Source organism: Streptomyces sp. NBC_00525, from assembly GCF_036346595.1.
Classification (GTDB): domain Bacteria; phylum Actinomycetota; class Actinomycetes; order Streptomycetales; family Streptomycetaceae; genus Streptomyces.
Genome location: NZ_CP107834.1, coordinates 1,789,514 through 1,814,702, shown reverse-complemented (window position 1 = coordinate 1,814,702; position 25,189 = coordinate 1,789,514). Strand labels below are relative to the sequence as shown.

The 25,189-nt window shown below is 72.0% G+C and carries 25 protein-coding genes; 18 read left to right on the top strand and 7 right to left on the bottom strand.

The window, feature by feature from the left end:
• The first annotated feature begins 53 nt into the window (after positions 1 to 53).
• From OG710_RS08110 to OG710_RS08100, 3 genes are read left to right on the top strand one after another with little or no spacing between them, the layout of a single operon-like run.
• Entirely contained in the window at positions 54 to 413 is a 360-nt protein-coding gene (locus OG710_RS08110) for a histidine triad nucleotide-binding protein (protein ID WP_111331788.1), read from the top strand.
• Positions 413 to 1,321 carry a ribonuclease Z gene (locus OG710_RS08105; protein WP_330238712.1) on the top strand — a complete coding sequence of 303 codons (909 nt, stop codon included), beginning with the start codon at positions 413 to 415 and terminating at the stop codon, positions 1,319 to 1,321. The genes OG710_RS08110 and OG710_RS08105 overlap by 1 nt, the downstream gene beginning before the upstream one ends.
• A gap of 54 nt (positions 1,322 to 1,375) precedes the next feature.
• A complete protein-coding gene (locus OG710_RS08100; protein WP_330238711.1) occupies positions 1,376 to 2,368 on the top strand; it encodes an adenosine deaminase in 993 nt (330 codons plus the stop codon).
• Here the strand turns inward: OG710_RS08100 and OG710_RS08095 are convergent.
• The gene (locus OG710_RS08095) at positions 2,332 to 3,687 is read right to left on the bottom strand and encodes an MFS transporter (RefSeq protein WP_111331794.1); all 1,356 of its coding nucleotides are present in this window, start codon (positions 3,685 to 3,687) and stop codon (positions 2,332 to 2,334) included. The two genes, OG710_RS08100 and OG710_RS08095, sit on opposite strands and share 37 nt — an antisense overlap.
• A 314-nt stretch (positions 3,688 to 4,001) precedes the next feature.
• Here OG710_RS08095 and OG710_RS08090 point away from each other — a divergent pair, with 314 nt between their 5' ends.
• From OG710_RS08090 to era, 7 genes are all read left to right on the top strand, one after another.
• Positions 4,002 to 5,108, top strand: coding sequence for a carbohydrate kinase family protein (locus OG710_RS08090; protein ID WP_330238710.1), 1,107 nt, complete (start codon positions 4,002 to 4,004; stop codon positions 5,106 to 5,108).
• 143 nt (positions 5,109 to 5,251) lie between these two features.
• Positions 5,252 to 6,304, top strand: a complete 1,053-nt coding sequence (locus OG710_RS08085; RefSeq protein WP_330238709.1) for a PhoH family protein — start codon at positions 5,252 to 5,254, stop codon at positions 6,302 to 6,304.
• 9 nt (positions 6,305 to 6,313) lie between these two features.
• On the top strand, positions 6,314 to 6,811 hold the full coding sequence (gene ybeY / locus OG710_RS08080; RefSeq protein ID WP_330238708.1) for an rRNA maturation RNase YbeY: 498 nt from the start codon (positions 6,314 to 6,316) through the stop codon (positions 6,809 to 6,811).
• On the top strand, positions 6,808 to 8,100 hold the full coding sequence (locus OG710_RS08075; RefSeq protein ID WP_330238707.1) for a hemolysin family protein: 1,293 nt from the start codon (positions 6,808 to 6,810) through the stop codon (positions 8,098 to 8,100). Before ybeY ends, OG710_RS08075 begins: the two co-directional genes overlap by 4 nt.
• Positions 8,097 to 8,450, top strand: a complete 354-nt coding sequence (locus tag OG710_RS08070; protein WP_111331804.1) for an MmcQ/YjbR family DNA-binding protein — start codon at positions 8,097 to 8,099, stop codon at positions 8,448 to 8,450. Before OG710_RS08075 ends, OG710_RS08070 begins: the two co-directional genes overlap by 4 nt.
• A gap of 81 nt (positions 8,451 to 8,531) precedes the next feature.
• Entirely contained in the window at positions 8,532 to 8,885 is a 354-nt protein-coding gene (locus OG710_RS08065) for a cytidine deaminase (protein ID WP_330238706.1), read from the top strand.
• 103 nt (positions 8,886 to 8,988) lie between these two features.
• Positions 8,989 to 9,963 carry a GTPase Era gene (gene era / locus OG710_RS08060; protein WP_199563819.1) on the top strand — a complete coding sequence of 325 codons (975 nt, stop codon included), beginning with the start codon at positions 8,989 to 8,991 and terminating at the stop codon, positions 9,961 to 9,963.
• A 70-nt stretch (positions 9,964 to 10,033) separates the two neighbouring features.
• Here era and OG710_RS08055 read toward each other — a convergent pair whose 3' ends face one another.
• Positions 10,034 to 10,300: a protealysin inhibitor emfourin gene (locus OG710_RS08055; RefSeq protein WP_330238705.1), complete on the bottom strand. Its 267-nt coding sequence runs from the start codon at positions 10,298 to 10,300 to the stop codon at positions 10,034 to 10,036.
• A 35-nt stretch (positions 10,301 to 10,335) separates the two neighbouring features.
• Positions 10,336 to 11,409, bottom strand: coding sequence for a M4 family metallopeptidase (locus tag OG710_RS08050; RefSeq protein ID WP_330238704.1), 1,074 nt, complete (start codon positions 11,407 to 11,409; stop codon positions 10,336 to 10,338).
• 292 nt (positions 11,410 to 11,701) lie between these two features.
• Between OG710_RS08050 and leuA the strand changes: the two genes are divergently transcribed.
• The 7 genes from leuA (at position 11,702) to OG710_RS08015 (ending at position 20,306) form a co-directional block, all read left to right on the top strand.
• Positions 11,702 to 13,489 (top strand): 2-isopropylmalate synthase, encoded by a 1,788-nt coding sequence (gene leuA, locus OG710_RS08045; protein ID WP_330238703.1) that lies wholly within the window; start codon positions 11,702 to 11,704, stop codon positions 13,487 to 13,489.
• A gap of 206 nt (positions 13,490 to 13,695) precedes the next feature.
• A complete protein-coding gene (locus tag OG710_RS08040) occupies positions 13,696 to 14,373 on the top strand; it encodes a TerB family tellurite resistance protein (RefSeq protein WP_330238702.1) in 678 nt (225 codons plus the stop codon).
• 159 nt (positions 14,374 to 14,532) lie between these two features.
• The gene (locus OG710_RS08035) at positions 14,533 to 16,638 is read left to right on the top strand and encodes an MMPL family transporter (RefSeq protein ID WP_330238701.1); all 2,106 of its coding nucleotides are present in this window, start codon (positions 14,533 to 14,535) and stop codon (positions 16,636 to 16,638) included.
• A 32-nt stretch (positions 16,639 to 16,670) separates the two neighbouring features.
• The gene (locus tag OG710_RS08030; RefSeq protein ID WP_330238700.1) at positions 16,671 to 17,981 is read left to right on the top strand and encodes a sensor histidine kinase; all 1,311 of its coding nucleotides are present in this window, start codon (positions 16,671 to 16,673) and stop codon (positions 17,979 to 17,981) included.
• Positions 17,978 to 18,661, top strand: a complete 684-nt coding sequence (locus tag OG710_RS08025; protein ID WP_330238699.1) for a response regulator transcription factor — start codon at positions 17,978 to 17,980, stop codon at positions 18,659 to 18,661. The genes OG710_RS08030 and OG710_RS08025 overlap by 4 nt, the downstream gene beginning before the upstream one ends.
• Positions 18,662 to 18,719: 58 nt before the next feature.
• A complete protein-coding gene (recO, locus tag OG710_RS08020) occupies positions 18,720 to 19,466 on the top strand; it encodes a DNA repair protein RecO (protein ID WP_111331822.1) in 747 nt (248 codons plus the stop codon).
• A gap of 21 nt (positions 19,467 to 19,487) precedes the next feature.
• Complete coding sequence (locus OG710_RS08015; protein ID WP_330238698.1) at positions 19,488 to 20,306, top strand: isoprenyl transferase; 819 nt, start codon at positions 19,488 to 19,490, stop codon at positions 20,304 to 20,306.
• Between the two features lie 60 nt (positions 20,307 to 20,366).
• On the opposite strand, the gene OG710_RS08010 is transcribed toward OG710_RS08015, so the two are convergent.
• From OG710_RS08010 to OG710_RS07995, 4 genes are all read right to left on the bottom strand, one after another.
• Positions 20,367 to 20,801: a Fur family transcriptional regulator gene (locus tag OG710_RS08010; RefSeq protein ID WP_111331826.1), complete on the bottom strand. Its 435-nt coding sequence runs from the start codon at positions 20,799 to 20,801 to the stop codon at positions 20,367 to 20,369.
• Positions 20,802 to 20,871: 70 nt separating this feature from the next.
• A complete protein-coding gene (locus tag OG710_RS08005; protein WP_330238697.1) occupies positions 20,872 to 21,768 on the bottom strand; it encodes a metal ABC transporter permease in 897 nt (298 codons plus the stop codon).
• A gap of 2 nt (positions 21,769 to 21,770) precedes the next feature.
• Positions 21,771 to 22,553, bottom strand: coding sequence for a metal ABC transporter ATP-binding protein (locus OG710_RS08000; protein WP_330238696.1), 783 nt, complete (start codon positions 22,551 to 22,553; stop codon positions 21,771 to 21,773).
• Between the two features lie 56 nt (positions 22,554 to 22,609).
• Complete coding sequence (locus OG710_RS07995) at positions 22,610 to 23,584, bottom strand: metal ABC transporter substrate-binding protein (RefSeq protein ID WP_330238695.1); 975 nt, start codon at positions 23,582 to 23,584, stop codon at positions 22,610 to 22,612.
• 146 nt (positions 23,585 to 23,730) lie between these two features.
• Between OG710_RS07995 and OG710_RS07990 the strand changes: the two genes are divergently transcribed.
• Entirely contained in the window at positions 23,731 to 25,113 is a 1,383-nt protein-coding gene (locus OG710_RS07990; RefSeq protein ID WP_111331836.1) for a glycine--tRNA ligase, read from the top strand.
• The last annotated feature ends 76 nt before the right edge of the window (positions 25,114 to 25,189 follow it).

Here is a 25,189-nt window from a genome sequence, read left to right as displayed (position 1 = left end):
CGGATAGGCTGGCCCGCGACGGAGCACCCGAGACCCAAGGAGCGCGCAAGCAAATGGCAGGAGAACCCCAACCCGACTGCCTGTTCTGCAAGATCGTCTCGGGCGAGATCCCGGCCACCATCGTCCGCGAGACCGAGACGACCGTCGCCTTCCGCGACATCAACCCCCAGGCCCCCACCCACGTCCTCGTCATCCCGCGGCTGCACCACCCCGACGCCGCCGCGCTCGGCGCCGCCGAACCGCAGGTCCTCGCCGACGTGCTGTGCGAGGCGGGCAACGTCGCCGCGGATGAGAAGATCGACGGGACCGGGTACCGGATCGTGTTCAACACCGGCGCCGGGGCGGGCCAGACCGTCTTCCACGCGCACGCCCACGTGCTGGGCGGCCGCGGTCTGGAATGGCCGCCCGGATAATGTCCGCACGCGAACTCGTCGTGCTCGGGACCGCCAGCCAGGTCCCGACACGGCACCGCAACCACAACGGCTATCTGCTGCGCTGGGACGGCGAGGGCATCCTCTTCGACCCCGGTGAGGGCACCCAGCGCCAGATGCTGCGGGCCGGGGTCGCCGCCCACGACATCAACCGGATCTGCGTCACGCACTTCCACGGCGACCACTCGCTGGGCCTGGCCGGGGTGATCCAGCGGATCAACCTCGACCAGGTCCCGCACCCGGTGACCGCCCACTACCCGGCGAGCGGGCAGCACTTCTTCGACCGGCTGCGGTACGCCACCGCCTACCGCGAGACCGTGCGGCTGACCGAGGCCCCGGTCGCCGCCGACGGACCGCTGGCCACCACCGCCGCGTACACCCTCGACACCCGCCGGCTCTCGCACCCCGTCGAGTCCTACGGCTACCGGCTCACCGAACCGGACGGGCGGCGCATGCTGCCCGCGAAGCTCGCCGAGCACGGCATCGCGGGGCCGGACGTCGGACGCCTCCAGCGCGAGGGCTCCCTCGGCACGGTCACGCTCGACGACGTCTCCGAGCACAGGCGCGGACAGCGGTTCGCGTTCATCATGGACACCAGGCTCTGCGACGGCGTGCACGCCCTCGCCGAGGGCTGCGACCTGCTGGTCATCGAGTCCACGTTCCTCGAACCGGACCGTGCGCTGGCCGCCGACCACGGCCACCTGACCGCCGCCCAGGCCGCCGGTGTCGCACGCGAGGCGGGCGTACGGCATCTCGTCCTCACACACTTCTCGCAGCGCTACCCGGAGCCCGAGGCGTTCGAGGCCGAGGCCAGGGCCGCCGGGTACGCGGGCGAGCTGACGGTCGCCCGCGACCTGACGCGCGTCCCGGTCCCGCGCCGCCACCCGTAGAGACCCGTCACACCCGGCCCCCCCCACAGCACCACTGCGTAAGCGAGAACCACCGTGCACCTCCCCAAAGCGGAACTCCACCTCCACATCGAGGGAACCCTCGAACCGGAACTGGCCTTCGCGCTCGCCGCGCGCAACGGCGTGACCCTGCCCTTCGCGGACACCGAGGCCCTGCGCACCGCGTACCTCTTCGAGGACCTGCAGAGCTTCCTCGACCTCTACTACGCGCTGATGGCGGTGCTGCGGACCGAGGAGGACTTCACCGAGCTCGCCGACGCCTACCTCGCCCGCGCCGCCGCCCAGGGCGTACGCCACGCCGAGATCTTCTTCGACCCGCAGGCCCACACCGCGCGCGGCGTACCCCTCGCCGCCGTCGTCGAGGGGCTCGGGAAGGCACTGGAACGCAGCGAGGAGAACCACGGGATCTCCACCCAGCTGATCATGTGCTTCCTGCGCGACGAGTCCGCCGAATCGGCCCTGGAGACCCTGGAGGCGGCCCGGCCGCACCTGCACCGGATCAGCGCCGTCGGCCTGGACTCCGCCGAGGTCGGCCACCCGCCCGTCAAGTTCCGCGAGGTGTACGAGCGGGCCGGGGAACTCGGGCTGCGCAAGGTCGCCCACGCGGGGGAGGAGGGCCCGCCCTCCTACATCCGCGAGGCGCTCGACGAACTGGGCGTGGAGCGGATCGACCACGGGCTGCGCTGCATGGAGGACCCCGACCTGGTGCGGCGGCTGGTCGCCGAGCGCGTCCCGCTCACGCTGTGCCCGCTGTCCAACGTGCGGCTGCGCGCGGTCGACACGCTGGAACAGCACCCGCTGCCCGCCATGCTGGAGGCCGGGCTGCTGTGCACGGTCAACTCCGACGACCCAGCCTACTTCGGCGGCTACGTCGGGGACACCTTCCACGCCGTCCACGAGGCGTTCGGCCTGGACCGCGAGCAGCTGCGAACCCTGGCCCGCAACTCCTTCCAGGCGGCCTTCCTCGACCACGACGAGGAGCGCAGGGCGCGCTACCTGTCGGAGGTCGAGGAGTACGCGTTCGACTGACCGCCGCCCGCCGGGCCGGCCGTACGGAACGCGCTCCGGGCCGGCCGCCTGCGGCGCAGCACCGGGTTGCTGATCTCCGTGACGGCCTGCTCCGGCGCACCCACCTTGGGCACGGCGCCCGGCACCGCGCCCGTGGTGACGGCGAGCAGCGCCGCGGGCGCGCCGCCCCGGCGGCGTACCGAACCCGGCACCAGCGGACGGCCGCCGGTGTGCAGGGCGACCGCCGTCACCGGCAGCGCCACCAGCAGGGTCAGCGTGCCCAGGATCAGGCCCATCCCCGGGAACCCGGCCTGCTCCGACAGGACACTGCCGAGCACCGGGCCGCAGGCGACGCCGACCGACGAGGCGGACCCCGCGAGGACCGCCCAGCGGCCGCGGACGTCCAGGGAGGCGGCGAGGCCGATCAGATAGGACAGGACCACCGGGTAGACGGTGTTCCACAGGATCTCGCCGGTGGCGAAGGAGCCGAGGCTCCCGGCCGACGAACTGAGCACGATGCTCCCCGCGATGACCGCGGTGCCCACCCCGATCGGGACGGCCCGGCCGAGCCGCGAGCCGAGCACGCCGGCGCCCATCACACCGAGCAGCCCGGCGCCGAGCGCGGCGGCGAACACCGCGCCGATGGTGACCTCGGAGAGCCCGACCTGGTCCACGCCGATGCGGCTGCTGACGCCCCACAGCGCGTTCTGCGCCATCGACCAGACGAGCATTCCGCCCGCGAGCACCAGACCGGAGCGGCGGTGCGGCAGCCGGCCGGCCGCCGGGACGGCCGGTCCGCTCGCTCCCGAGCCGCCGAGCCGGGAGGTGGCCGGCCAGACCAGGAGCGCCACCACGGCGATCGAGGCGAACGGCAGCCGGTGGCCGCCGCCCAGGTGCGGGATCGTCAGATACAGGGCGCCGGCCGTCGCCGAGACGCTCAGCAGGCCCAGGGAAGAGGTGCGGTGCGGGTCGCGCTGGGCGGCGATGCCCGCCGCCGCGACGGCGGTCGCGGTGCCGGAGCCCAGGCCGCCGACGACCGCGCCGGCCACCACCAGCGGCACCGACCCGGCCAGCGCCGCGCAGCCGTACCCCACCGCGCACAGGACAAGACCCACGCGCGCCGGTCTGCACGGCCCGTACGTCTCCACGCGTCCGGCCAGGGCGAAGCCGGCGGAGGCCGAGCCGAGCAGCAGCGCGCTGCCGACGAGCCCGGCCTGGGCCGTGCTGAGGCCGAGGTAGACGGAGAGCCGTCCCACGATGGTGGGGAGGAGATAGGCGGCGAGGTAGCCGGCGGTGAACACGGCGACCAGAGGCCACGCGGCGCGAGGGCGCGAGGACATGGGCGTTCCTGAAGGACATGCCGAGGAGAGGCGACAGGCGGTGAGGGGGGAAATGCTGAAATGAGAGAAGATCGGCGCTTCCGTCGGGTACGTCTCCAACGGTGCTCGCGGGCCAATTTGTATCAAGTGCTCCCGGCTCACCGATAGCCGGTCATGTGTGATCTGGATCACTTTTGCGTTTACGGGTTCCACGGATGGGTAGCTGCGCATGTTTACGCAGGTCAGCGCCGGTGAACACACGCACGCCGCGCACTCGTCCAACAAGACCCCACATCGGGCACACTGGCCGCAACCGCCACGACCGGGAGTGCAAGGTGAGCGCCGACATCCCTGACATCGACCCGCTGGACGGGCTGCGTGCCCCGCAGGACCCCGACTGCGACGTCTTCCTCACCGGCACGGTCTTCCTCGACATCATCTTCACCGGCCTGGACAGCGCCCCCGTGCGCGGCACCGAGTCCTGGGCCCGCGGCATGGGCTCCAGCCCCGGCGGCGTCGCCAACATGGCCACCGCGCTGGCCCGGCTCGGCCTGCGCACCTCGCTGGCCGCCGCCTTCGGCGACGACCACTACGGCGAGTACTGCTGGGACGCGCTCGAACAGGGCGAGGGCATCGACCTGTCCCGCTCCCACACCGTCCCCGGCTGGCACTCCCCGGTGACCGTCTCCATGGCGTACGAGGGCGAGCGCACCATGGTCTCGCACGGCCACGAGGCCCCCGCGCTGCCCGCCACCGCCTCGCCCGAGGCTCCCGCCTTCCCCCGCTGCCCGCCCAGGGCACGGGCCGCCGTCACCTCGCTCGTCCCCGGCCGCACCGAACCCTGGGTCGCCGACGCCGCGGGCCGGGGCGCCCTGATCTTCGGGGACGTCGGCTGGGACGACACCGGCAGCTGGGACCTGGACTCCCTCAGCGGCCTGGAGCACTGCCACGCCTTCCTGCCCAACGCCCAGGAGGCGATGCGCTACACCCGCACCGAGTGCCCGCGCGCCGCCGCGCACGCCCTCGCCGAACGCGTCCCGCTCGCCGTCGTCACCCTCGGCTCCGAGGGCGCCTACGCGGTGGACGCGGCCACCGGCGCCGCCGCCGAGGTGCCCGCCATCGAGGTCGAGGCCCTGGACCCGACCGGGGCCGGCGACGTCTTCGTGGCCGGCTTCGTCACCGGCACCCTGGCCGGCTGGCCGCTCGCCGACCGCCTCGCCTTCGCCGGACTGACCGCCGCCCTCTCCGTGCAGGAGTTCGGTGGCTCGCTCTCGGCCCCCGGCTGGGCGGAGATCGCCGCCTGGTGGCAGCAGGTGCGCACCTGCGCCGGCCAGGACCCGGCCGCCCTGCGGCGCTACGCCTTCCTCGACGCGCTGCTGCCCGCCGCCGCCCGGCCGTGGCCGCTGCGCCGGGCCGTGCCCACCATCGGATTCCGGGCGTAACCTGCCCGTCCCGTCCCCGCCGCCGTACTGCCCGGCAAAACCTCTGGAGTTGTCGGCGGGGAGTCGTAGGCTGGAGACACACGAGGTTTTCGAGCAGCGAGAACCCTGCAACGGGAGGTATGCGCAGGCCCGAGGGCCGGCCCATGACTCAGTCACCCACACAGCCGCAGGCGCGTGCCCACATCAGCATCCCGGCCGCTCACCCGATGGTGATGCTCCTGGGAGCGGGCGACTCGCTGCTGCGCGTGATCGAAGCGGCGTTCCCGGCGGCCGACATCCACGTCCGGGGCAATGACATAAGCGCGACGGGCAACGCGGCGGACATCGCCCTGATCCAGCGCCTGTTCGACGAGATGGTGCTGGTGCTCCGCACCGGGCAGCCGATGACGGAGGACGCCGTGGAACGGTCGATCGCGATGCTCAAGGCCACCGACAACGGCCAGGCGGACGGCAGCGAGACCCCGGCCGAGGTGCTCACCCAGAACATCCTCTCCAGCCGGGGCCGCACCATCCGCCCCAAGACGCTCAACCAGAAGCGCTACGTCGACGCCATCGACAAGCACACGATCGTCTTCGGCATCGGCCCCGCGGGCACCGGCAAGACCTACCTCGCCATGGCCAAGGCCGTCCAGGCCCTCCAGTCCAAGCAGGTCAGCCGGATCATCCTGACCCGCCCGGCCGTCGAGGCCGGCGAACGCCTCGGCTTCCTGCCCGGCACCCTGTTCGACAAGATCGACCCGTACCTGCGCCCCCTGTACGACGCCCTGCACGACATGCTCGACCCCGACTCGATCCCGCGCCTGATGGCAGCGGGCACGATCGAGGTCGCCCCCCTGGCTTATATGAGGGGTCGTACCCTGAACGACGCCTTCATCATTCTCGACGAGGCGCAGAACACCAGTGCCGAGCAGATGAAGATGTTCCTCACCCGGCTCGGGTTCGACTCCAAGATCGTCATCACGGGTGACATCACCCAGGTCGACCTTCCGACCGGCACCAAGAGCGGTCTGCGCCAGGTCCAGGAGATCCTGGACGGCATAGACGACGTGCACTTCTCCCGGCTCACCTCCCAGGATGTCGTCCGGCACAAGCTGGTCGGCCGTATCGTCGACGCGTACGAGAAGTACGACAACCGCCAGGGCGAGCAGGACGGCGGCGGCCACCGGGGCCGCGGCCGCCACAACGGGAAGCAGTAGCAGCGCACCATGTCGATCGACGTCAACAACGAGTCCGGAACCGAGGTCGACGAGCAGGCGATCCTCGACATCGCCCGCTACGCGCTCGCGCGCATGCGTATCCACCCGCTCTCCGAGCTCTCGGTGATCGTGGTGGACGCCGCGGCCATGGAGCAGCTGCACATCCAGTGGATGGACCTGCCCGGCCCGACCGATGTCATGTCCTTCCCGATGGACGAGCTGCGTCCGCCGGCCAAGGACGACGAGGAGCCCCCGCAGGGGCTCCTCGGTGACATCGTGCTCTGCCCCGAGGTCGCCGAGAAGCAGGGCCAGGAGGCCGAGACGCGGCACTCCATGGACGAGGAGCTCCAGCTCCTCACCGTCCACGGCGTGCTGCACCTGCTGGGCTACGACCACGAGGAGCCCGACGAGAAGGCCGAGATGTTCGGCCTCCAGGCGGCCATCGTGGACGGCTGGCGCGGTGAGCGGGGCCTGACCGGCCCGTCCCCCGCCCCCACCGTCTCGTGAGCCTGCCCCTGATCCTCGGCGTCGTCCTGCTGGTCGTGGTCGGCTGGCTCGCGGCCTGCGCCGAGGCCGGAATCGCCCGTACGTCGAGCTTCCGGGCCGCCGAGGCGGTCCGCTCCGGCCGGCGCGGCAGCGCCAAGCTGGAACAGGTCGCCGCCGACCCGACGCGCTATCTCAACGTCGCCCTGCTGGTGCGGGTCGCCTGCGAGATGGCCGCCGGGGTGCTCGTCACCTACGCCTGCCTCAAGGAGTTCCCGGAGACCTGGGAGGCGCTGGCGGTCGCCATCGGCGTCATGGTCCTCGTCTCGTACGTGGCGATCGGAGTCTCGCCGCGCACCATCGGCCGCCAGCACCCGCTGAACACGGCCACCGCCTCCGCGTACGTGCTGCTGCCGCTGGCCCGGATCATGGGGCCGATCCCGCAGCTGCTCATCCTCATCGGCAACGCGCTCACCCCCGGCAAGGGGTTCCGCAAGGGCCCGTTCGCCAGCGAGGCCGAACTGCGGGCCATGGTGGACCTCGCCGAGCAGGAGTCCCTGATCGAGGACGAGGAGCGCCGCATGGTGCACTCCGTCTTCGAACTCGGCGACACCCTGGTGCGCGAGGTGATGGTGCCGCGCACCGACCTCGTCTGCATCGAGCGCTACAAGACGATCCGTCAGGCCCTCACCCTCGCGCTGCGCTCCGGTTTCTCGCGGATTCCGGTCACCGGCGAGAACGAGGACGACGTCGTCGGGATCGTGTATCTGAAGGACCTGGTCCGCAAGACGCACATCAACCGCGACTCGGAGGCCGACCCGGTCTCCACCGCGATGCGCCCGGCGGCCTTCGTCCCCGACACCAAGAACGCCGGGGACCTGCTGCGCGAGATGCAGCAGGAGCGCAGCCACGTCGCCGTCGTCATCGACGAGTACGGCGGCACCGCCGGCATCGTCACCATCGAGGACATCCTGGAAGAGATCGTCGGCGAGATCACCGACGAGTACGACCGCGAGCTGCCGCCCGTCCAGGAGCTGGAGAACGGCTGCTTCCGGGTCACCGCCCGCCTCGACATCGGCGACCTCGGCGACCTGTTCGGCCTCGACGAGTACGACGACGAGGACGTCGAGACGGTCGGCGGGCTCCTCGCCAAGGCGCTCGGCCGCGTCCCGATCGCCGGGGCGGGCGCCGAGGTGGAGCTGCCGGACGGGCGCCGGCTGCGGCTGACCGCCGAGTCCCCGGCGGGCCGGCGGAACAAGATCGTCACGGTGCTGGTGGAGCCGGTGACGCCCGAGGAGGGGGAGGCGGCATGACTCCGCAGGAGCTGCGGGCGTTCTGCCTGGAGTTCAACGCGAGCGTGGAGGAGTTCCCCTTCGGCCCGGAGGCGTCCGTCTTCAAGGTGCTCGGCAGGATGTTCGCGCTGAGCGCGCTGGACGCCCGGCCGCTGACCGTCAACCTCAAGTGCGACCCGGACGAGGCGGTGCGGCTCCGGGAGGAGTACGAGGCCGTGGCGCCGGGATGGCACATGAACAAGCGCCACTGGAACACCGTCACGGTCTCCGGACTGCCCGACGCGAAGCTGCGCGAGCTGATCGAGGACAGCTACGACCTGGTGGTCGCCGGGCTGCCCAGGGCGCAGCGGCTGCGGCTGGACCGGCCCTGAGCCCGGCCGGGGGCCGCCCGAGCCCGGCCGGGGCGGGCTCCCGCGTGCCCCGGTCCGCGCCGGGCTTCGTATGCTCGGCACATGACTGAGAGCACCGACCTCGGCGCCGAGGACCGCAAGATCGTCACCCTGGCGCGCAGCGCCCGCGCCCGCAACGGGGTGCCGGAGGGCGCGGCCGTCCGGGACGAGACCGGACGCACCTATGTCGCGGGGACCGTGGAACTGGAGTCGCTGAAGCTCAGCGCGCTGCGGACGGCCGTCGCGATGGCGGTCGCCAGCGGGGCGAAGTCCCTGGAGGCGGCCGCGATCGTCTCCGAGGCGCAGGCCCCGTCCGACGAGGACCGGGCGGCCGTCCGGGACCTCGGCGGCCCCGGCACGCCCGTACTGCTCGCCGGTCCGGACGGCGTGCTGCGGCTGAGCGTCACCGCCGGCTGACCCGCGTACGGCGGCGCCCCGGCGGCCCGCCGGGGCGCCCCGGCCGTACGGGCCGGGGCGCGGCGGGGTGCCTCGGTGCCCCGCGGTCCCGGCATCGGGGACAATGGGCGCCATGAGCGCTCGACCTGACCCTGAAGCCGTTGCCCGGCCGGATGAGAACACCGCACCCCACCGGGCCGGCTTCGCCTGCTTCGTGGGCCGCCCCAACGCGGGCAAGTCCACCCTGACGAACGCTCTGGTCGGCCGGAAGGTGGCGATCACCTCCAACCGGCCGCAGACGACCCGGCACACCGTGCGCGGCATCGTGCACCGGCCGGACGCCCAGCTGATCCTGGTCGACACGCCCGGCCTCCACAAGCCGCGCACCCTGCTGGGCGAGCGTCTCAACGACGTCGTGCGCACCACCTGGGCCGAGGTCGACGTGATCGGCTTCTGCCTGCCCGCCGACCAGAAGCTGGGCCCCGGCGACAAGTACATCGTCAAGGAGCTCGCGGGCATCCGGAAGACGCCCAAGATCGCGATCATCACCAAGACCGACCTGGTCGAGTCCAAGCAGCTCGCCGAACAGCTGCTGGCCGTCTCCCGGCTCGGCGAGGAGCTCGGCTTCGAGTGGGCGGAGATCATTCCCGTCTCGGCCGTCAAGGACCAGCAGGTGGACCTGCTCTCGGACCTGATCGCCCCGCTGCTGCCGGAGGGTCCGCCGCTCTACCCCGAGGGCGACCTCACCGACGAGCCCGAGATGGTCATGGTCGCCGAGCTGATCCGCGAGGCCGCGCTCGAAGGCGTACGCGACGAGCTGCCGCACTCCATCGCGGTCGTCGTCGAGGAGATGCTGCCCCGCGAGGACCGGCCGGCGGACAAGCCGCTGCTGGACATCCACGCCAACGTGTACATCGAGCGCCCCAGCCAGAAGGGCATCATCATCGGCCCCAAGGGCAAGCGGCTGAAGGACGTCGGCACGAAGTCCCGCAAGCACATCGAGGCCCTGCTCGGCACCCCCGTCTTCCTCGACCTGCACGTCAAGGTCGCCAAGGACTGGCAACGCGACCCGAAGCAACTCCGCAAGCTCGGCTTCTGAGCCGCACCCGGCCCGCGCCCTCCGGCTACGCGCCCTCCGTCCAGGCGCCCTCCGTCCAGGCGCCCTTCGGCTACGCGCCCTCCTTCAGGACGCGGGAGATCAGTGTGCGCTGGGCGTCGGTCAGGCGGGGGTCCGCGCAGTGCACGGTGCGGCCGTCCACCGTGATCCGGTAGTGGAAGCCGTCCGGGACGCCCCGTGGCGCGGTGTCCTGGCCGTCCGCGAGCGCGGAGCCGGCCAGGGCCTCCCACTCGCGGGCGTCGGCCCGTCCGGAGGTGTCGATCTCGCGGTGGCGTGCGATACCGGCGAAACCACCGGTCCTGCTCACCTGAATCCGCATGCGGTGTCCTTCCACGGCGGACGGGTCGGCGGCGGTCAGTCGGTCGGGACGCCCACCTCCGACCATGCCTTGAGGACGGCCTCGACCACGTCGCCCTCACCGAAGCGGCTGCGGGCCGCCGCGACGGTCAGCCGGGCGAAGTCCGCGAAGTCGGCGTCCACCGCCAGTTCACCACCGGTGAGCACATCGAACCAGAGCTGACCCGCCCGCTCCCAGGAACTGCCGCCGAGCGCGGTCGCCAGAAGGTAGAAGGCGCGGTTGGGGATGCCGGAGTTGAGGTGGACCCCGCCGTTGTCGTCGCCGGTGTGGATGTAGTCGTCCATGGTGGCCGGCTGCGGGTCCTTGCCGAGCACATCGTCGTCGTACGCCGTGCCCGGCGCCTTCATCGAGCGCAGCGCCTCGCCCTGGACGCGGGGCGCGAGGAGCCCCTGGCCGATGAGCCAGTCGGCCTCCGCCGCGGTCTGGCCCAGCGAGTACTGCTTCACGAGGGAGCCGAACACGTCCGAGACGGACTCGTTGAGCGCGCCGGACTGGCCGTAGTAGCTCAGATTGGCCGTGTACTGCGTCAGCCCGTGGGCCAGTTCGTGGGCGATGACGTCGATGGCGACGGTGAAGTCGAGGAAGATCTCGCCGTCCCCGTCGCCGAAGACCATCTGCTCGCCGTCGAAGAAGGCGTTGTTGTACTGCCGGTCGTAGTGGACGGAACCGATCAGCGGCAGCCCGTGGCCGTCGATGGAGCGCCGGCCGTAGGCGGTGAGCAGCAGGTCGAAGGTGGCGCCGAGGCCCGCGTACGCGCGGTTGACGCTGGCGTCGGACGTGGGCGGCTCGCCCTCGGCGCGGACCTTGGTGCCCGGCAGGCGCGTGCGGTGGCGGCAGTCGTACAGCGTGCGGTCGGGGGTGGCGGTCCCGTCGTCCGGTTCCGGGGCGGCGGTGCGCCGGGGCGCGGGGGCCGCCTCGCGGCGGGTGCGCCGGGCCGCGTCGGACTCCAGGGTGCGGCGGGCCGGGTCCGCGAGGACGGGGTCGTCGGACTGGGAGAGCCGGTCCAGGACGTGGGGCGGGACGATGGTGCAGAAGACGGGGTGGAACCCCTGCTGCGAAGAAGGATGCATACACCCGACTGTGGCACTCGGTGAGTGCACTGTCACTGGTTGCAACCAGGATTGCTGAAATAGAGTGATTGGTCACGGTTGGGGGTTTCGGCCGGTCGGTCCCGCATACTGATACGGCACCCACGTCTCGGGCGTCCCTCGGCTAGTCTCGACGCATCATGCGTTTCGGGCTGCTTCTTCTTAGCTGCCGCGGCGAGGGCCTGTAGTCGTAGGTCGACCCCCTCCCCGCGGAGTCTGGTGCTGCAGTGGCACAGTCGGCCGTCCCGGAGAGGTACCCGAGGAGCCCAACGCCATGACCGAAGTGAATCCCGCCCGAACCCCCGCCCCGCACGCCGTCGGCCGGCCCACGCCGATCACCAACGCGACGGTGCTGCAGAAGCCGTCCGGGATGCCGGTCCACAAGTACGGCCGCTACGAGGCCGTGGACATCCCCGACCGCACCTGGCCCGAGAAGCGGATCACCAAGGCTCCCCGCTGGCTCTCCACGGACCTGCGCGACGGCAACCAGGCCCTGATCGACCCCATGTCGCCGGCCCGCAAGCGCGAGATGTTCGACCTGCTGGTGCGCATGGGGTACAAGGAGATCGAGGTCGGCTTCCCCTCCTCCGGCGAGACCGACTTCGCCTTCGTCCGCTCCATCATCGAAGAGGGCGCGATCCCCGAGGACGTGACGATCTCCGTCCTGACGCAGGCCCGCGAGGAACTGATCGAGCGCACCGTCGAATCGCTGCGCGGCGCCCACCGCGCCACCGTCCACCTGTACAACGCGACCGCCCCCACCTTCCGCCGCGTGGTCTTCCGCGGCTCCAAGGAGCAGGTCAAGCAGATCGCGGTGGACGGTACCCGGCTGGTCATGGAGTACGCCGACAAGATCCTGGGCGAGGAGACGGTCTTCGGCTACCAGTACAGCCCCGAGATCTTCACCGACACCGAGCTGGACTTCGCCCTGGAGGTCTGCGAGGCGGTCTGCGACGTGTGGCAGCCCGAGGAGGGCCGCGAGATCATCCTCAACCTGCCCGCCACCGTGGAGCGTTCGACGCCCTCCACGCACGCGGACCGGTTCGAGTGGATGTCGCGCCGGCTGTCGCGCCGCGAGTTCGTCTGCCTGTCCGTGCACCCGCACAACGACCGCGGCACCGCCGTCGCCGCCGCCGAGCTGGCCCTGATGGCCGGCGCGGACCGGATCGAGGGCTGCCTGTTCGGCCAGGGCGAGCGCACCGGCAACGTCGACCTGGTCACGCTGGGCATGAACCTGTTCTCGCAGGGCGTCGACCCGCAGATCGACTTCTCGCAGATCGACGAGATCCGCCGCACCAGCGAGTACTGCAACCAGATGGAGGTCCACCCGCGCCACCCCTACGCGGGCGACCTGGTCTACACCGCCTTCTCCGGCTCCCACCAGGACGCCATCAAGAAGGGGTTCGACGCCATGGAGGCCGACGCGGCCGCCCGGGGCAGGACCGTGGACGAGATCGAGTGGGCGGTCCCGTACCTGCCGATCGACCCGAAGGACGTCGGCCGCTCCTACGAGGCGGTCATCCGGGTCAACTCGCAGTCCGGCAAGGGCGGCATCGCGTACGTCCTCAAGAACGACCACAAGCTGGACCTGCCCCGCCGGATGCAGATCGAGTTCTCCCGGATCATTCAGGCCAAGACCGACGCCGAGGGCGGCGAGGTCACCCCGGCCCAGATCTGGAGCGTCTTCCAGGACGAGTACCTGCCCAACCCGGAGAACGCCTGGGGGCGCGTACAGATCCGCTCCGGCCAGAGCACCACGGGTTCCGACGGCCGGGACACGATCACCGTCGAGGCGACCGTGGACGGTGTGGACACCGTGCTGACCGGCACCGGCAACGGACCGATCTCCGCGTTCTTCGAAGCGCTGCAGGCCATCGGCATCGACGCCCGGCTGCTGGACTACACCGAGCACACCATGAGCGAGGGCGCCAGCTCGCAGGCCGCCTCGTACATCGAGTGCGTCATCGACGGAAAGGTGCTGTGGGGCATCGGCATCGACGCCAACACCACCCGCTCCTCGCTGAAGGCCGTCGTCTCCGCGGTCAACCGCGCCACCCGCTGAACCAGCGGCCCGAGGGCCCGAAGACGCGGGCCGGTGAGCCCCGCCCACCCGTTCCAGGGGGGCGGGGTTCGGCCATCTCCGGCCGGTTGTGACGGGCGGGGTGCTGACGGCGCCAGGTGGATGTGGTTAACATCACGTCGACACGGCAGTGTTGCCGGAGTGTTACGGAGGTGTGCGACGTGCGGTCAGCCCTGGGACAACGCGCCATGAAGCTGCGTATCTGCGGCATCCGTACGCTGTGGGACACCGTGGGCGACGGGGAGTTCTTCTGCCCCGGATGCGGCGGTGACCGCAACTACCGCCGCCTCACCGGACGGCGCCGCTTCGCCGTGCTCGGCGTGCCGCTGCTGCGGCGCGGCACCACGGGCCCGGTCGTCGCCTGCGCGGCCTGCGACCGGCACTTCGAGCCCGAGGCGCTCGACCACCCCACCACCACCCGGTTCTCCGCCATGCTCAGGGACGCCGTGCACACCGTGGCCCTCGGCGTCCTCGCGGCCGGCGGCAGCACCTCCCGTACGGTGCTGGAGACCGCCGTCGAGACGGTGCGCGGCGCCGGGTTCGAGGAGTGCACGGCCGAACAGCTCACCACCGTCGTCGAGGTGCTCTCCGCCGACATCGGCCACGGCTCCGCATTCGACCCCGCGGCCGAGGCGTGCGGCGCGGCCCTCGCCATCGAACTCCACGAGGCGCTGGAACCGCTCGCCCCGCACCTCGCCCCCACCGGGCGTGAATCGATTCTGCTCCAGGGCGCCCGGATCGCCCTCGCGGACGGTGCCTACAACACCGCCGAGCGCGAACTGCTGACCACGGTCGGCGGGGCGCTGCGCCTGCGCGCCGAGGACACCGTCCGGCTGCTCGACGCCGCGGCGCGCACCCCCTCCTGATCCCGCGCCTGCAACCGCCCGTTACTCCCCGAGGAGTAACGGACCCGCCGCGCCCTCCCGGGAAGTAGCCGCGAAGTCGGTCCCCGGCGCGACGCGAAGCCCCCGCCCCCACGGGAGTCTGGACACGACCGGACACCCGTACGGAAGAGGGGGGCCTCCATGAGGGGCGCAGGGCAGGGCAGTGGCGGAAGAGCCGTACGAGGGGCGGGCGGGTGGCGGCTGCTGCCCTGGGTGCTCGTCGCCCTCTGGGCGGCCGTACTGGCCCTCGCGGGCCCGCTCGCCGGTGAACTCGGAGGCGACCAGGTCAACCGGAACGTGGACTACCTCCCGACGAGCGCCGACTCGACGCGGGCCGCCAAGATCCAGGACACCCTGCCCGGCGGCGAGTCCACCGACCTCGTCCTCGTCTACCACCGCGACGGCGGCCTCACCGCGGCCGACCGGGCCCTCGCCGCCCGGCAGACCGCCGAGGTGGCGAGCGCCCACACCCTGTCCGCGCCGCCGCACGCCGTACCGTCGAAGGACGGCACGACCCTGATGTACCCGCTCTCCACGACCGAACCCGGCCAGGACGACCGGGCGCGCACCGCCTACGTGGACGACGTCCGCGCCGCGGTGCGCGGCGGCGACGGGCTGGAGGCCGAGGTCGGCGGCCCCGGAGCGCTGACCGTGGACGCCCAGGAGGTCTTCGAGTCGCTCGACGGGCCGCTGCTCTACACGACCGTCGCCGTCGTCGCGGTCCTGCTGATCGTCATCTACCGCAGCCCGCTGCTGTGGCTCGTCCCGCTCCTGGTCGCCGGCGCCGCCGACGTCCTGTCCATGGCCGTCGTCCACGGACTCCACGACGGGTTCGGCCTCACGGTCACCGGCCAGAGCTCCGCCGTCATGACCATCCTCGTCTTCGGCGCCGGCACCGACTACGCCCTGCTGCTCGTCGCCCGCTACCGCGAGGAACTGGTCCGCGTCGAACGGCCCCACGAGGCCATGGCGGCGGCGCTGCGCGGCTGCGGACCCGCCGTCCTCGCCTCGTCCGGGACCGTCGCCGCCGGACTGCTCTGCCTGCTCGCCGCCGACCTCAACAGCAGCCGGGGCATGGGACCCATCGCCGCCGTCGGCGTGCTGTGCGCCCTCCTGGCGATGCTCACGCTGCTCCCGGCCGTCCTGGTCCTCCTCGGCCGCCGGGTCTTCTGGCCCCTCGTACCGGTGTACGGGGTCCAGCCGCGCCGCCGCCGCTCGCTGTTCGCCGCGATGGGCGGCTCCGCCGGGCGACGGCCCGTCACCGTCCTCGTCACCGGCGGGGTGCTGCTGGGCGCGCTGTCGCTCGGGGCGTTCAACCTGCCCGGTGCCCTCAAGCAGGAGGACTCCTTCACCAGCCGGCCCGACTCGATCGCCGCGATGGAGATCCTCGCCGACGCCTATCCGGGCCGCTCCAGCCAGCCGATCAGCGTGACCACGCCCACCGAACGGGCCGCCGGCGCGCTCGCCCTGGCCCGGAGCACCGAGGGCGTCGCCGCCGCCGAACGCGGCCGCAGCGGCGGCGGCTGGACCGAACTCGTCGTCACCGCCGAGGCCCCGCCCGAGTCCGCCGGGGAACGGGCCACCCTGCTGGCCCTGCGCGACCGGCTGCCCGACAGCCACGTCGGCGGACCCGGCGCCCAGCAGATGGACATGGAGGCCGCCTGCGCCCGCGACCTGAAGGTCATCGTGCCGCTCGTCCTGCTCTCCGTCCTGCTGATCCTCATCGCCCTGCTGCGCAGCCTCGTCGCGCCCCTGCTGCTCGTCGTCGCCGTCGTCGCGGTGTGGGGCGCCGCCCTCGGCATCGGCGGGCTGCTCTTCGAACCGGTCCTCGGCCTGCGGGGCACCGACCCCGGACTCTCCCTGGTGTCCTTCGTCTTCCTGGTGGCCCTCGGCGTCGACTACGGCATCTTCCTGATGCACCGGGTCCGCGAGGAGGCCCGGAACGGCGCCGGACCCACCGAGGCCGCGCTCACCGCCCTGCGCACCACCGGCGGTGTCATCGCCTCGGCCGGTCTGGTGCTCGCCGCCACCTTCGCCGTCCTGACCAGCATGCCGATGGCGGCCCTCGTCGAGATGGGCTTCGTGATCGCGGTCGGCGTCCTCCTGGACACCTTCCTCGTCCGCACCTATCTGGTGACCTCCGCGAGCGTGGCGCTCGGACGCGCGATCTGGTGGCCGGGCGCCCTCTCCCGTACCGCGCCCCCCGCACCGGCGCCCCGCGAGCCCGCACCCGCCGAAGTCCCCTGACAGACCCCGCCCCGGTACCGGAGGATGGCGACGTGCCCCCAGCCACCGCAACGAGCCGCCGCGACCGCGTCATGGCCGTCGTCAACCGCGACCCCATGACGGCGCCCCACCGCACCCGCAACGACGCCCTGACCGCGCTGGCGTCCGCCGCGCTCTCGGCCGTCCTCACGCTCTGCTCGGACGGGGGCCGGACGCTCGGCGCGGCCGGCTGGGCGCTGCTGCTCGGCTGCTCCGTACCGCTCGTGTGGCGGCGGCGCGGGCCGCTGCGGGTGCTGCTGGCCATGGTGGTGCCGCTGGTGCTCTACCACGTCACCGAGGACCTGCACACGGCGGCGGTGCCGCCGGCCTGCATCGTGCTCTACACCGTGGCGGTCACCGGCCGTCCGCTGCGCACCCTGGGCGTCGGCATCGGCGTCACCTCCGTCGCCGTCGCGGTCGCCCTCGGCATCAACGCCCACCACGGGTTCGAACTGCTGAGGATCTCCGGCTGGATCGTCGCCATCCTGTTCTGCGGCGTCGACGTGCGGTTCTACCGCCAGTACGTCGCCTCGATGCTGGAGCGCGCCGAACGCGCCGAGCGGACACGGGAGGAGGAGGCCCGGCGCCGGGTCGCCGAGGAGCGGCTGCGCATCGCCCGCGACCTGCACGACCTGCTGGCCCACAGCATCACCCTCATCGGGGTCCAGACCTCGGTGGCCTCGCACATCCTGACCGTCGACCCGCAGCGCCTGGACCGTACGGCGATCGCCGCATCGCTGGACGACATCGCCGAGACCTGCCGGGAGGCCAGGGCGGAGCTGCGCACCACCCTCCAGGTGCTGCGCGACACCGGCCGCGACGACGGCGCCGCGCAGGGGCCGCTGCCCGACCTGGCCGCCCTGCCCGGCCTGGTCCGGGCGGCGGAGACGGCCGGGGCCCGGGTCGACCTCCGGGTCCGCGTCCCCGAAGGCCGCCTCGCGCCGGTGACCGGAGCCGCCGCCTACCGGATCGTGCAGGAGTCCCTCACCAACGCCGTCCGCCACGCGGGCCCCGGCGTCCACATCACCGTCGCCGTCGAACCGGCCGGCCCCGCCGGGCTGCGGGTCACGGTCAGCGACGACGGCACCGGCCCGGTCGACAACGGCGTCCCGCAGGGGTTCGGCATCGCCGGAATGCGGGAACGGGCCCGCAGCACCGGCGGCACCCTCACCGCCGCACCCCGGCCCGGCGGCGGCTTCGAGGTGTCGGCGCTGCTGCCCTGCCCGCCCGCATCGCCGGGCAACCAGCGGGCACCCGAAGCCCCTCGAACGGATGACCGGACGCGTGACCACGCGCCGGCACGGGAAGCGGAGACCACCTCATGATCCGGGTACTGCTCGCGGACGACCAGACGCTCGTCCGGGCGGCCTTCGCGATGCTCATCGGCTCCGACCCGGAGATGGAGGTCGTCGGCGAGGCGGCCACCGGCCTCGAAGCGGTCGCGCTGGCCCGGTCCGCCCGCGCCGATCTCGTCGTCATGGACATCCGGATGCCCGAACTCGACGGCATCGAGGCCACCCGCCGCATCGCCGCCGACGAGGACCTGGCCGGCGTGAAGGTCCTCGTCCTCACCACGTACGACACCGACGACCACATCCTCGACGCGCTGCGCGCCGGCGCCTCCGGCTTCCTGGTCAAGGACACCCGGCCCGCCGAGCTGCTCGCAGCCATCCGCACCGTGGCGGCCGGCGACTCCCTGCTCTCGCCCGGCCCCACCGCCCGGCTGATCGCACGCGTCCTCAGCGCCCCGAGCGCCCCGGCCGGGCCCGGCCCCGAGGCGCTCGGCATGCTCTCCGAGCGCGAGTGCCAGGTGCTCGCCCTGGTCGCGCGCGGGCTCAACAACACCGGGATCGCCGAGAGCCTGGGCCTCAGCCCGCTCACCGCCAAGACCCACGTCAGCCGGATCATGGGCAAGCTCGGCGCCCGCGACCGGGCCCAGCTGGTCATCGCCGCCTACGAATCGGGCCTGGTCGTGCCCGCGGGCGGGGGCGCGGCGGGAAACTGAGCGCACCGGTTCGCGGGGGCGGGCCCGGCACACCGGCCGGGTACCGGACAATGGACGCATGAGCTTGTTCCGGGACGACGGCGTGGTGCTGCGCACGCAGAAGCTGGGCGAGGCCGACCGGATCATCACGCTGCTGACCCGGGGCCACGGCCGGGTGCGGGCCGTCGCGCGCGGCGTGCGCCGCACCAAGTCCAAGTTCGGGGCCCGCCTTGAGCCGTTCTCCCACGTGGACGTGCAGTTCTTCGCGCGCGGCAGCGAGCTCGTCGGGCGCGGGCTGCCGCTGTGCACCCAGAGCGAGACCATCGCCCCGTACGGCGGCGGGATCGTCACCGACTACGGGCGCTACACCGCGGGCACGGCCATGCTGGAGACCGCCGAGCGCTTCACCGACCACGAGGGCGAACCCGCCGTCCAGCAGTACCTGCTGCTGGTGGGCGGGCTGCGCACGCTGGCCAGGGGCGAGCACGCGCCGCATCTGATCCTGGACGCCTTTCTGCTGCGCTCCCTCGCCGTCAACGGCTACGCCCCCAGCTTCGACGACTGCGCGCGCTGCGGACTGCCCGGCCCGAACCGTTTCTTCTCCGTGGCGGCGGGCGGCGTGGTGTGCGGCGACTGCCGGGTGCCCGGGAGCGTCGTACCCTCGGCTGAGGCCGTCGCCCTGCTGAGCGCCCTGCTCACCGGCGACTGGGAGACGGCCGACGCGTGCGAGGCGCGTCATGTCAGGGAGGGGAGCGGGCTGGTGTCCGCGTATCTGCACTGGCATCTGGAGCGCGGGCTGCGTTCACTGCGGTACGTAGAGAAGTGACACAGGGAGACTGAGAAGCTCATGGCAGTACGCGGGATGCTCGGCGGCCGTAACCGGCGCGACTACAAGACCCCGGAGCCGCACCCCTCCGGTGCCACGCCGCCGAAGATCCCCGGTGAGCTGGTGCCCAAGCACGTCGCCATCGTGATGGACGGCAACGGCCGCTGGGCCAAGGAGCGCGGCCTGCCCCGCACCGAGGGCCACAAGGTCGGCGAGGGCGTCGTCCTGGACGTGCTCAAGGGCTGCATCGAGATGGGCGTCAAGAACCTCTCGCTGTACGCCTTCTCGACGGAGAACTGGAAGCGCTCCCCGGAGGAGGTGCGCTTCCTGATGAACTTCAACCGGGACGTCATCCGCCGCCGCCGCGACGAGATGGACGAGCTGGGCATCCGCATCCGCTGGGTGGGCCGCATGCCCAAGCTGTGGAAGTCCGTCGTCCAGGAGCTCCAGGTCGCCCAGGAGCAGACCAAGGACAATGACAAGATGACGCTGTACTTCTGCGTCAACTACGGCGGCCGGGCCGAGATCGCGGACGCCGCGCAGCGCATCGCGCAGGACGTCGCCGCCGGCCGGCTCGACCCGTCGAAGGTCAACGAGAAGACGTTCGCGAAGTACATCTACTACCCGGACATGCCGGACGTCGACCTGTTCGTGCGCCCCAGCGGCGAGCAGCGCACCTCGAACTACCTGATCTGGCAGAGCGCGTACGCCGAGATGGTCTTCCAGGACGTGCTGTGGCCGGACTTCGACCGCCGCGACCTGTGGCGCGCCTGCCTGGAGTTCGCCCAGCGCGACCGCCGTTTCGGCGGCGCCGAGGAGGTCGCCGCCTCCGGCAGCTGACCGGACGGCCGACGGGCCCGGCGGGGGTGTCCCCGCCGGGCCCGTCCCGTTCCTCCCGGCCTACTTCCCGGCGCTCGCGCAGTCCGCGCAGGTGCCGAACACCTCGACCGTGTGTGCCACGTTGACGAAGCCGTGCTGCGCGGCGATGGTCTCCGACCACTGTTCGACGGCGGGGCCCTCGACCTCGACCGCCTTGCCGCACACGCGGCAGACCAGATGGTGGTGGTGCTCGCCGGTCGAGCAGCGCCGGTAGACGGACTCGCCCTCCGTGGTGCGCAGGACGTCCACCTCGCCGGCGTCGGCCAGGGACTGCAGGGTGCGGTAGACCGTCGTCAGCCCGACCGAGTCCCCGCGGTGCTTGAGGACGTCGTGCAGCTCCTGGGCGCTGCGGAACTCGTCCACCTCGTCGAGTGCCGCCGCGACGGCCGCCCGCTGCCGGGTCGAGCGGCCGCGTACCGGAGCCGCGTTCGTTCCACTGATCGGCGCCGTCGCCACAGGAGCCTCCTCGTGTCGCCCGTACATCTGTCGGGCCATTGTGCCAGCCCGGCCCCGCCCGGTGGGGCGGTCAGACGCGGACGTCGTCCGGGGAGGGGCGGGCCGCCGGTACCTCCAGGGTGCACCCGTCCGCGGCGGCGGCCTCGCCCCGGCGGGCCCGGCGGCGGGCCAGCGGACCGGCCAGCAGGGTCAGGACGACGAAGACGGCGATGGCCAGCAGCACGATCGTCGCGCCCGGCGGGACCTCCTGGTAGTACGAGGTGATGGTGCCGGACAGGGTGACGGCGACGCCGATGACGACGGCCAGCACGAACGTCACCTTGAACGACCGGGTGATCTGCTGCGCGGCGGCGACCGGGACCACCATCAGGGCGCTGACCAGCAGCAGCCCGACGACCCGCATCGCGACCGTGACGGTGACCGCGGCGGTGACCGCTACCAGCAGGTTCAGCAGGCGCACCGGCAGCCCGGTCACCCGCGCGAACTCCTCGTCCTGGCTGACCGCGAACAGCTGGCGCCGCAGCCCCAGCGTCACCAGCAGCACGAACGCGGCGAGCAGCGAGATCGCGGTGATGTCCTCGGGGGCGACGGTGGCCAGCGAGCCGAAGAGGTAGGAGGTGAGGTTGGCGTTGGAGCCGGTGTCGGACAGGTTGATCAGCAGGACACCGCCCGCCATGCCGCCGTAGAAGAGCATGGCCAGCGCGATGTCGCCGCGGGTGCGGCCGTACCAGCGGATCAGCTCCATGACGACGGCGCCCGCGACGGCGACGCCGGTGGCCATCCAGACGGGGCTGGTGGAGAGCAGGAAGCCGAGGCCGACGCCGGTCATCGCGATGTGGCCGATGCCGTCGCCCATCAGGGCCTGCCGGCGCTGCACCAGGTAGACGCCGACGGCGGGGGCGATGACGCCGACGAGCACGGCGGCGATCAGGGCCCGCTGCATGAAGGGAGGGTCGAGGAATTCCATGGTCAGCTCAGCAGTCCCGTCCGGACGGGCTCGGAAGCCGCGTGGGGGTGTACGTGGTCGTGGCCGGGCAGGGCGTGCTGCCCGACGGCCTTCGGGGGCGGTCCGTCGTGCAGGACGCAGCCGTCGCGGAGCACGACCGCCCGGTCGATCAGGGGCTCCAGCGGGCCCAGCTCGTGCAGGACGAGCAGCACGGTGGCGCCGGCGGCGACCTGCTCGCGCAGCGTGTCGGCGAGGATCTCCTGGCTGGCCAGGTCCACGCCCGCCATCGGCTCGTCCATGATCAGGAGTTCGGGTTCGGCGGCGAGGGCGCGGGCGATGAGCACGCGCTGGTGCTGGCCGCCGGAGAGGGCGTCCACCGCGTCCCCGGCCCGGTCGGCGAGGCCGACGAGTTCGATGGCGCGGTCGACGGCGGCGCGGTCGGCCCGGCGGGGGATGCGCAGCCGGGTGCGGGAGAGCCGCCCGGCGGAGACGACCTCGCGGATCGTGGCGGGCACCCCGCCGGCCGCCGTGGTGCGCTGCGGTACGTAGCCGACCCTGGCCCAGGAGCGGAAGCGGCGCAGCGGGGTGCCGAAGAGTTCGACGGTGCCGCCGGTGAGCGGGACCTGGCCGATGACGGAGCGGACGGCGGTGGACTTGCCGGAGCCGTTGGCGCCGAGCAGGGCGACGACCTCGCCCCGGCGCACGGTCAGGTCGATGCCGCGCAGTACGGGGCGCGCGCCGAGGACGGCGGTGGCGTCGCGGACGGCGATGACGGGTTCGCGGTCGGGGGTGCGGGGCTCGGGCATGAGCGCCTCCGGTGCTGCTGCGCGGGTGGATCGGGTGGGTGCGGTGCGGTCGTCGCTCACTTCGCGCCGAGTGCCGTGCGCAGGGCGGCGAGGTTGGACTTCATGACCTCGATGTAGTCATCGCCCTCGGAGGCCTCGGTGATTCCCTCCAGCGGGTCCAGGACGTCGGTGCGCAGTCCGGTGTCGCGGGCGACGGTCCTCGCGGTCTTGTCGCTGGCCAGGGTCTCGAAGAAGACGGTGGTGACCTTCTCCTTCTCGGCGATGGAGTGCAGCTTGCTGATACGGGCGGGGCTGGGCTCGGCCTCGGGGTCGATGCCGGCGATGCCCTCCTGGGTGAGCCCGTAGCGTTCGGCGAGGTAGCCGAAGGCGGAGTGGGTGGTGATGAAGGTCCGGGTCTCGGTGTTCTTCAGACCGGTACGGTACGCGGTGTCCAGCGCGCCCAGCTCCGCGACCAGCGCGTCGGTGTTCTCGCGGTAGTCCGCGGCGTGGTCCGGGTCGGTCTTCTCCAGGGACTTGCCGACGCCCTCGGCGACCTCGGCGTAGCGCACCGGGTCGAGCCAGATGTGCGGGTCGGCGCCCGCTCCGTCGCCCTCGTGCTCGTGGGCGTGTTCGTCGTGGCCGTGCTCGTCGCCGCCGTGGTCGTGGCCGCCGACCTCGGTGCCGTGGTCCTCCAGCGTGGTCAGCGTCGTGGCGTCGAGGGTGTGGGGGGCCTCGGAGAGCTTGACCGCCTCGTCGACGGCGGGCTGGATGCCCTTGAGGTACAGGATCAGGTCGGCGTCGCTCAGGCCGCCTATCTGGCGGTAGGTGAGCTCCAGGTCGTGGGGTTCCACGCCGGGCTTGGTCAGGCTGGTGACCTCGACGTGCTCGCCGCCTATGCGTTCGGCCAGGAACTGCATGGGATAGAAGGACGCCACCACATCCAGCTTGCCGCCGTTCTTGTGCGCGGAGCCGTCCGGGGAGGAGCAGGCGGTGAGACCGAGGAGGACGGCGCCGGTGACGGCGGCGACGGGTATGAGGCGGCGTACGTTCATGACAGTCATTTTCAACAAAGGTGGAAACGATTGTCAACAAGCGGGGTTCGCCTCCGGGACCGGTACCGATTTGATCGAAGGGCAGTGCCCGCCGGTAATCTGGGCCATTAGCCCGCACGTTCCGTCGTCGTAATGAAGAGAGCACCGTGGCCGCCGACAAGATCGACACCATCGTCAGCCTGAGCAAGCGCCGTGGCTTCGTCTACCCCTGCAGTGAGATCTACGGCGGTCAGAAGGCCGCCTGGGACTACGGGCCGCTGGGTGTCGAGCTCAAGGAGAACCTCAAGCGCCAGTGGTGGCGCTACATGGTCACCTCCCGCGAGGACGTGGTCGGTCTCGACTCGTCGGTCATCCTGGCCCCCGAGGTGTGGGTGGCCTCCGGCCACGTCGCCACGTTCTCCGACCCGCTCACCGAGTGCACCTCCTGCCACAAGCGCTACCGCGCGGACCACCTGGAGGAGGCGTACGAGGAGAAGCACGGCAAGGCGCCGGCCAACGGCCTCGCCGACCTGAACTGCCCCAACTGCGGCAACAAGGGCACCTTCACCGAGCCCAAGCAGTTCTCCGGCCTGCTCTCCACCCACCTCGGCCCCACCCAGGACTCCGGCTCGGTCGCCTACCTGCGCCCCGAGACCGCCCAGGGCATCTTCACCAACTTCTCCCAGGTGCAGACCACCTCGCGCAAGAAGCCCCCGTTCGGCATCGCGCAGATGGGCAAGTCCTTCCGCAACGAGATCACGCCGGGCAACTTCATCTTCCGCACGCGCGAGTTCGAGCAGATGGAGATGGAGTTCTTCGTCAAGCCGGGCGAGGACGAGGAGTGGCAGGAGTACTGGATGCAGCAGCGCTGGAACTGGTACACCGGCCTCGGCATGCGCGAGGAGAACATGCGGTGGTTCGAGCACCCGCAGGAGAAGCTCTCCCACTACTCCAAGCGCACCGCCGACATCGAGTACCGCTTCCGCTTCGGCGGCAGCGAGTGGGGTGAGCTGGAGGGCGTCGCCAACCGCACCGACTACGACCTCACGGCCCACTCCAAGGCGTCCGGCACCGACCTCTCCTACTTCGACCAGGAGAAGGGCGAGCGCTACACCCCGTACGTCATCGAGCCGGCGGCCGGTGTCGGCCGCGCGATGCTGGCCTTCCTCCTCGACGCCTACAACGAGGACGAGGCGCCGAACGCCAAGGGCGTCATGGAGAAGCGCGCAGTGATGCGCCTCGACCCGCGCCTGGCGCCGGTCAAGGTCGCGATCCTCCCGCTCTCCCGCAACGCCCAGCTCTCGCCGAAGGCCAAGGGCCTGGCCGCCGACCTCCGGCAGAACTGGAACATCGAGTTCGACGACGCGGGCGCGATCGGCCGCCGCTACCGCCGCCAGGACGAGATCGGTACGCCGTTCTGCGTCACCGTCGACTTCGACACCCTGGACGACAACGCGGTCACCGTCCGCGAGCGCGACACGATGAAGCAGGAGCGCGTGTCCCTGGACCAGATCCAGGGCTACCTCGCCACCCGCCTGATCGGCTGCTGACGGCCGCACCCGCCGTACGAAACCCCCGCTCCGCCCTCGCGGCGGAGCGGGGGTTTCGCACGCAGTACGCGGCACA

Bases quoted from the DNA above. Each gene is read 5' to 3' on its own strand.
- OG710_RS08110 (WP_111331788.1), top strand. From the start codon at position 54: ATGGCAGGAGAACCCCAACCCGACTGCCTGTTCTGCAAGATCGTCTCG.
- OG710_RS08105 (WP_330238712.1), top strand. From the start codon at position 413: ATGTCCGCACGCGAACTCGTCGTGCTCGGGACCGCCAGCCAGGTCCCG.
- OG710_RS08095 (WP_111331794.1), bottom strand. From the start codon at position 3,687: ATGTCCTCGCGCCCTCGCGCCGCGTGGCCTCTGGTCGCCGTGTTCACC.
- OG710_RS08085 (WP_330238709.1), top strand. From the start codon at position 5,252: ATGACTCAGTCACCCACACAGCCGCAGGCGCGTGCCCACATCAGCATC.
- ybeY (WP_330238708.1), top strand. From the start codon at position 6,314: ATGTCGATCGACGTCAACAACGAGTCCGGAACCGAGGTCGACGAGCAG.
- OG710_RS08070 (WP_111331804.1), top strand. From the start codon at position 8,097: ATGACTCCGCAGGAGCTGCGGGCGTTCTGCCTGGAGTTCAACGCGAGC.
- OG710_RS08065 (WP_330238706.1), top strand. From the start codon at position 8,532: ATGACTGAGAGCACCGACCTCGGCGCCGAGGACCGCAAGATCGTCACC.
- era (WP_199563819.1), top strand. From the start codon at position 8,989: ATGGGCGCCATGAGCGCTCGACCTGACCCTGAAGCCGTTGCCCGGCCG.
- OG710_RS08055 (WP_330238705.1), bottom strand. From the start codon at position 10,300: ATGCGGATTCAGGTGAGCAGGACCGGTGGTTTCGCCGGTATCGCACGC.
- OG710_RS08050 (WP_330238704.1), bottom strand. From the start codon at position 11,409: ATGCATCCTTCTTCGCAGCAGGGGTTCCACCCCGTCTTCTGCACCATC.
- leuA (WP_330238703.1), top strand. From the start codon at position 11,702: ATGACCGAAGTGAATCCCGCCCGAACCCCCGCCCCGCACGCCGTCGGC.
- OG710_RS08040 (WP_330238702.1), top strand. From the start codon at position 13,696: ATGAAGCTGCGTATCTGCGGCATCCGTACGCTGTGGGACACCGTGGGC.
- OG710_RS08035 (WP_330238701.1), top strand. From the start codon at position 14,533: ATGAGGGGCGCAGGGCAGGGCAGTGGCGGAAGAGCCGTACGAGGGGCG.
- OG710_RS08025 (WP_330238699.1), top strand. From the start codon at position 17,978: ATGATCCGGGTACTGCTCGCGGACGACCAGACGCTCGTCCGGGCGGCC.
- recO (WP_111331822.1), top strand. From the start codon at position 18,720: ATGAGCTTGTTCCGGGACGACGGCGTGGTGCTGCGCACGCAGAAGCTG.
- OG710_RS08015 (WP_330238698.1), top strand. From the start codon at position 19,488: ATGGCAGTACGCGGGATGCTCGGCGGCCGTAACCGGCGCGACTACAAG.
- OG710_RS08005 (WP_330238697.1), bottom strand. From the start codon at position 21,768: ATGGAATTCCTCGACCCTCCCTTCATGCAGCGGGCCCTGATCGCCGCC.
- OG710_RS08000 (WP_330238696.1), bottom strand. From the start codon at position 22,553: ATGCCCGAGCCCCGCACCCCCGACCGCGAACCCGTCATCGCCGTCCGC.
- OG710_RS07995 (WP_330238695.1), bottom strand. From the start codon at position 23,584: ATGAACGTACGCCGCCTCATACCCGTCGCCGCCGTCACCGGCGCCGTC.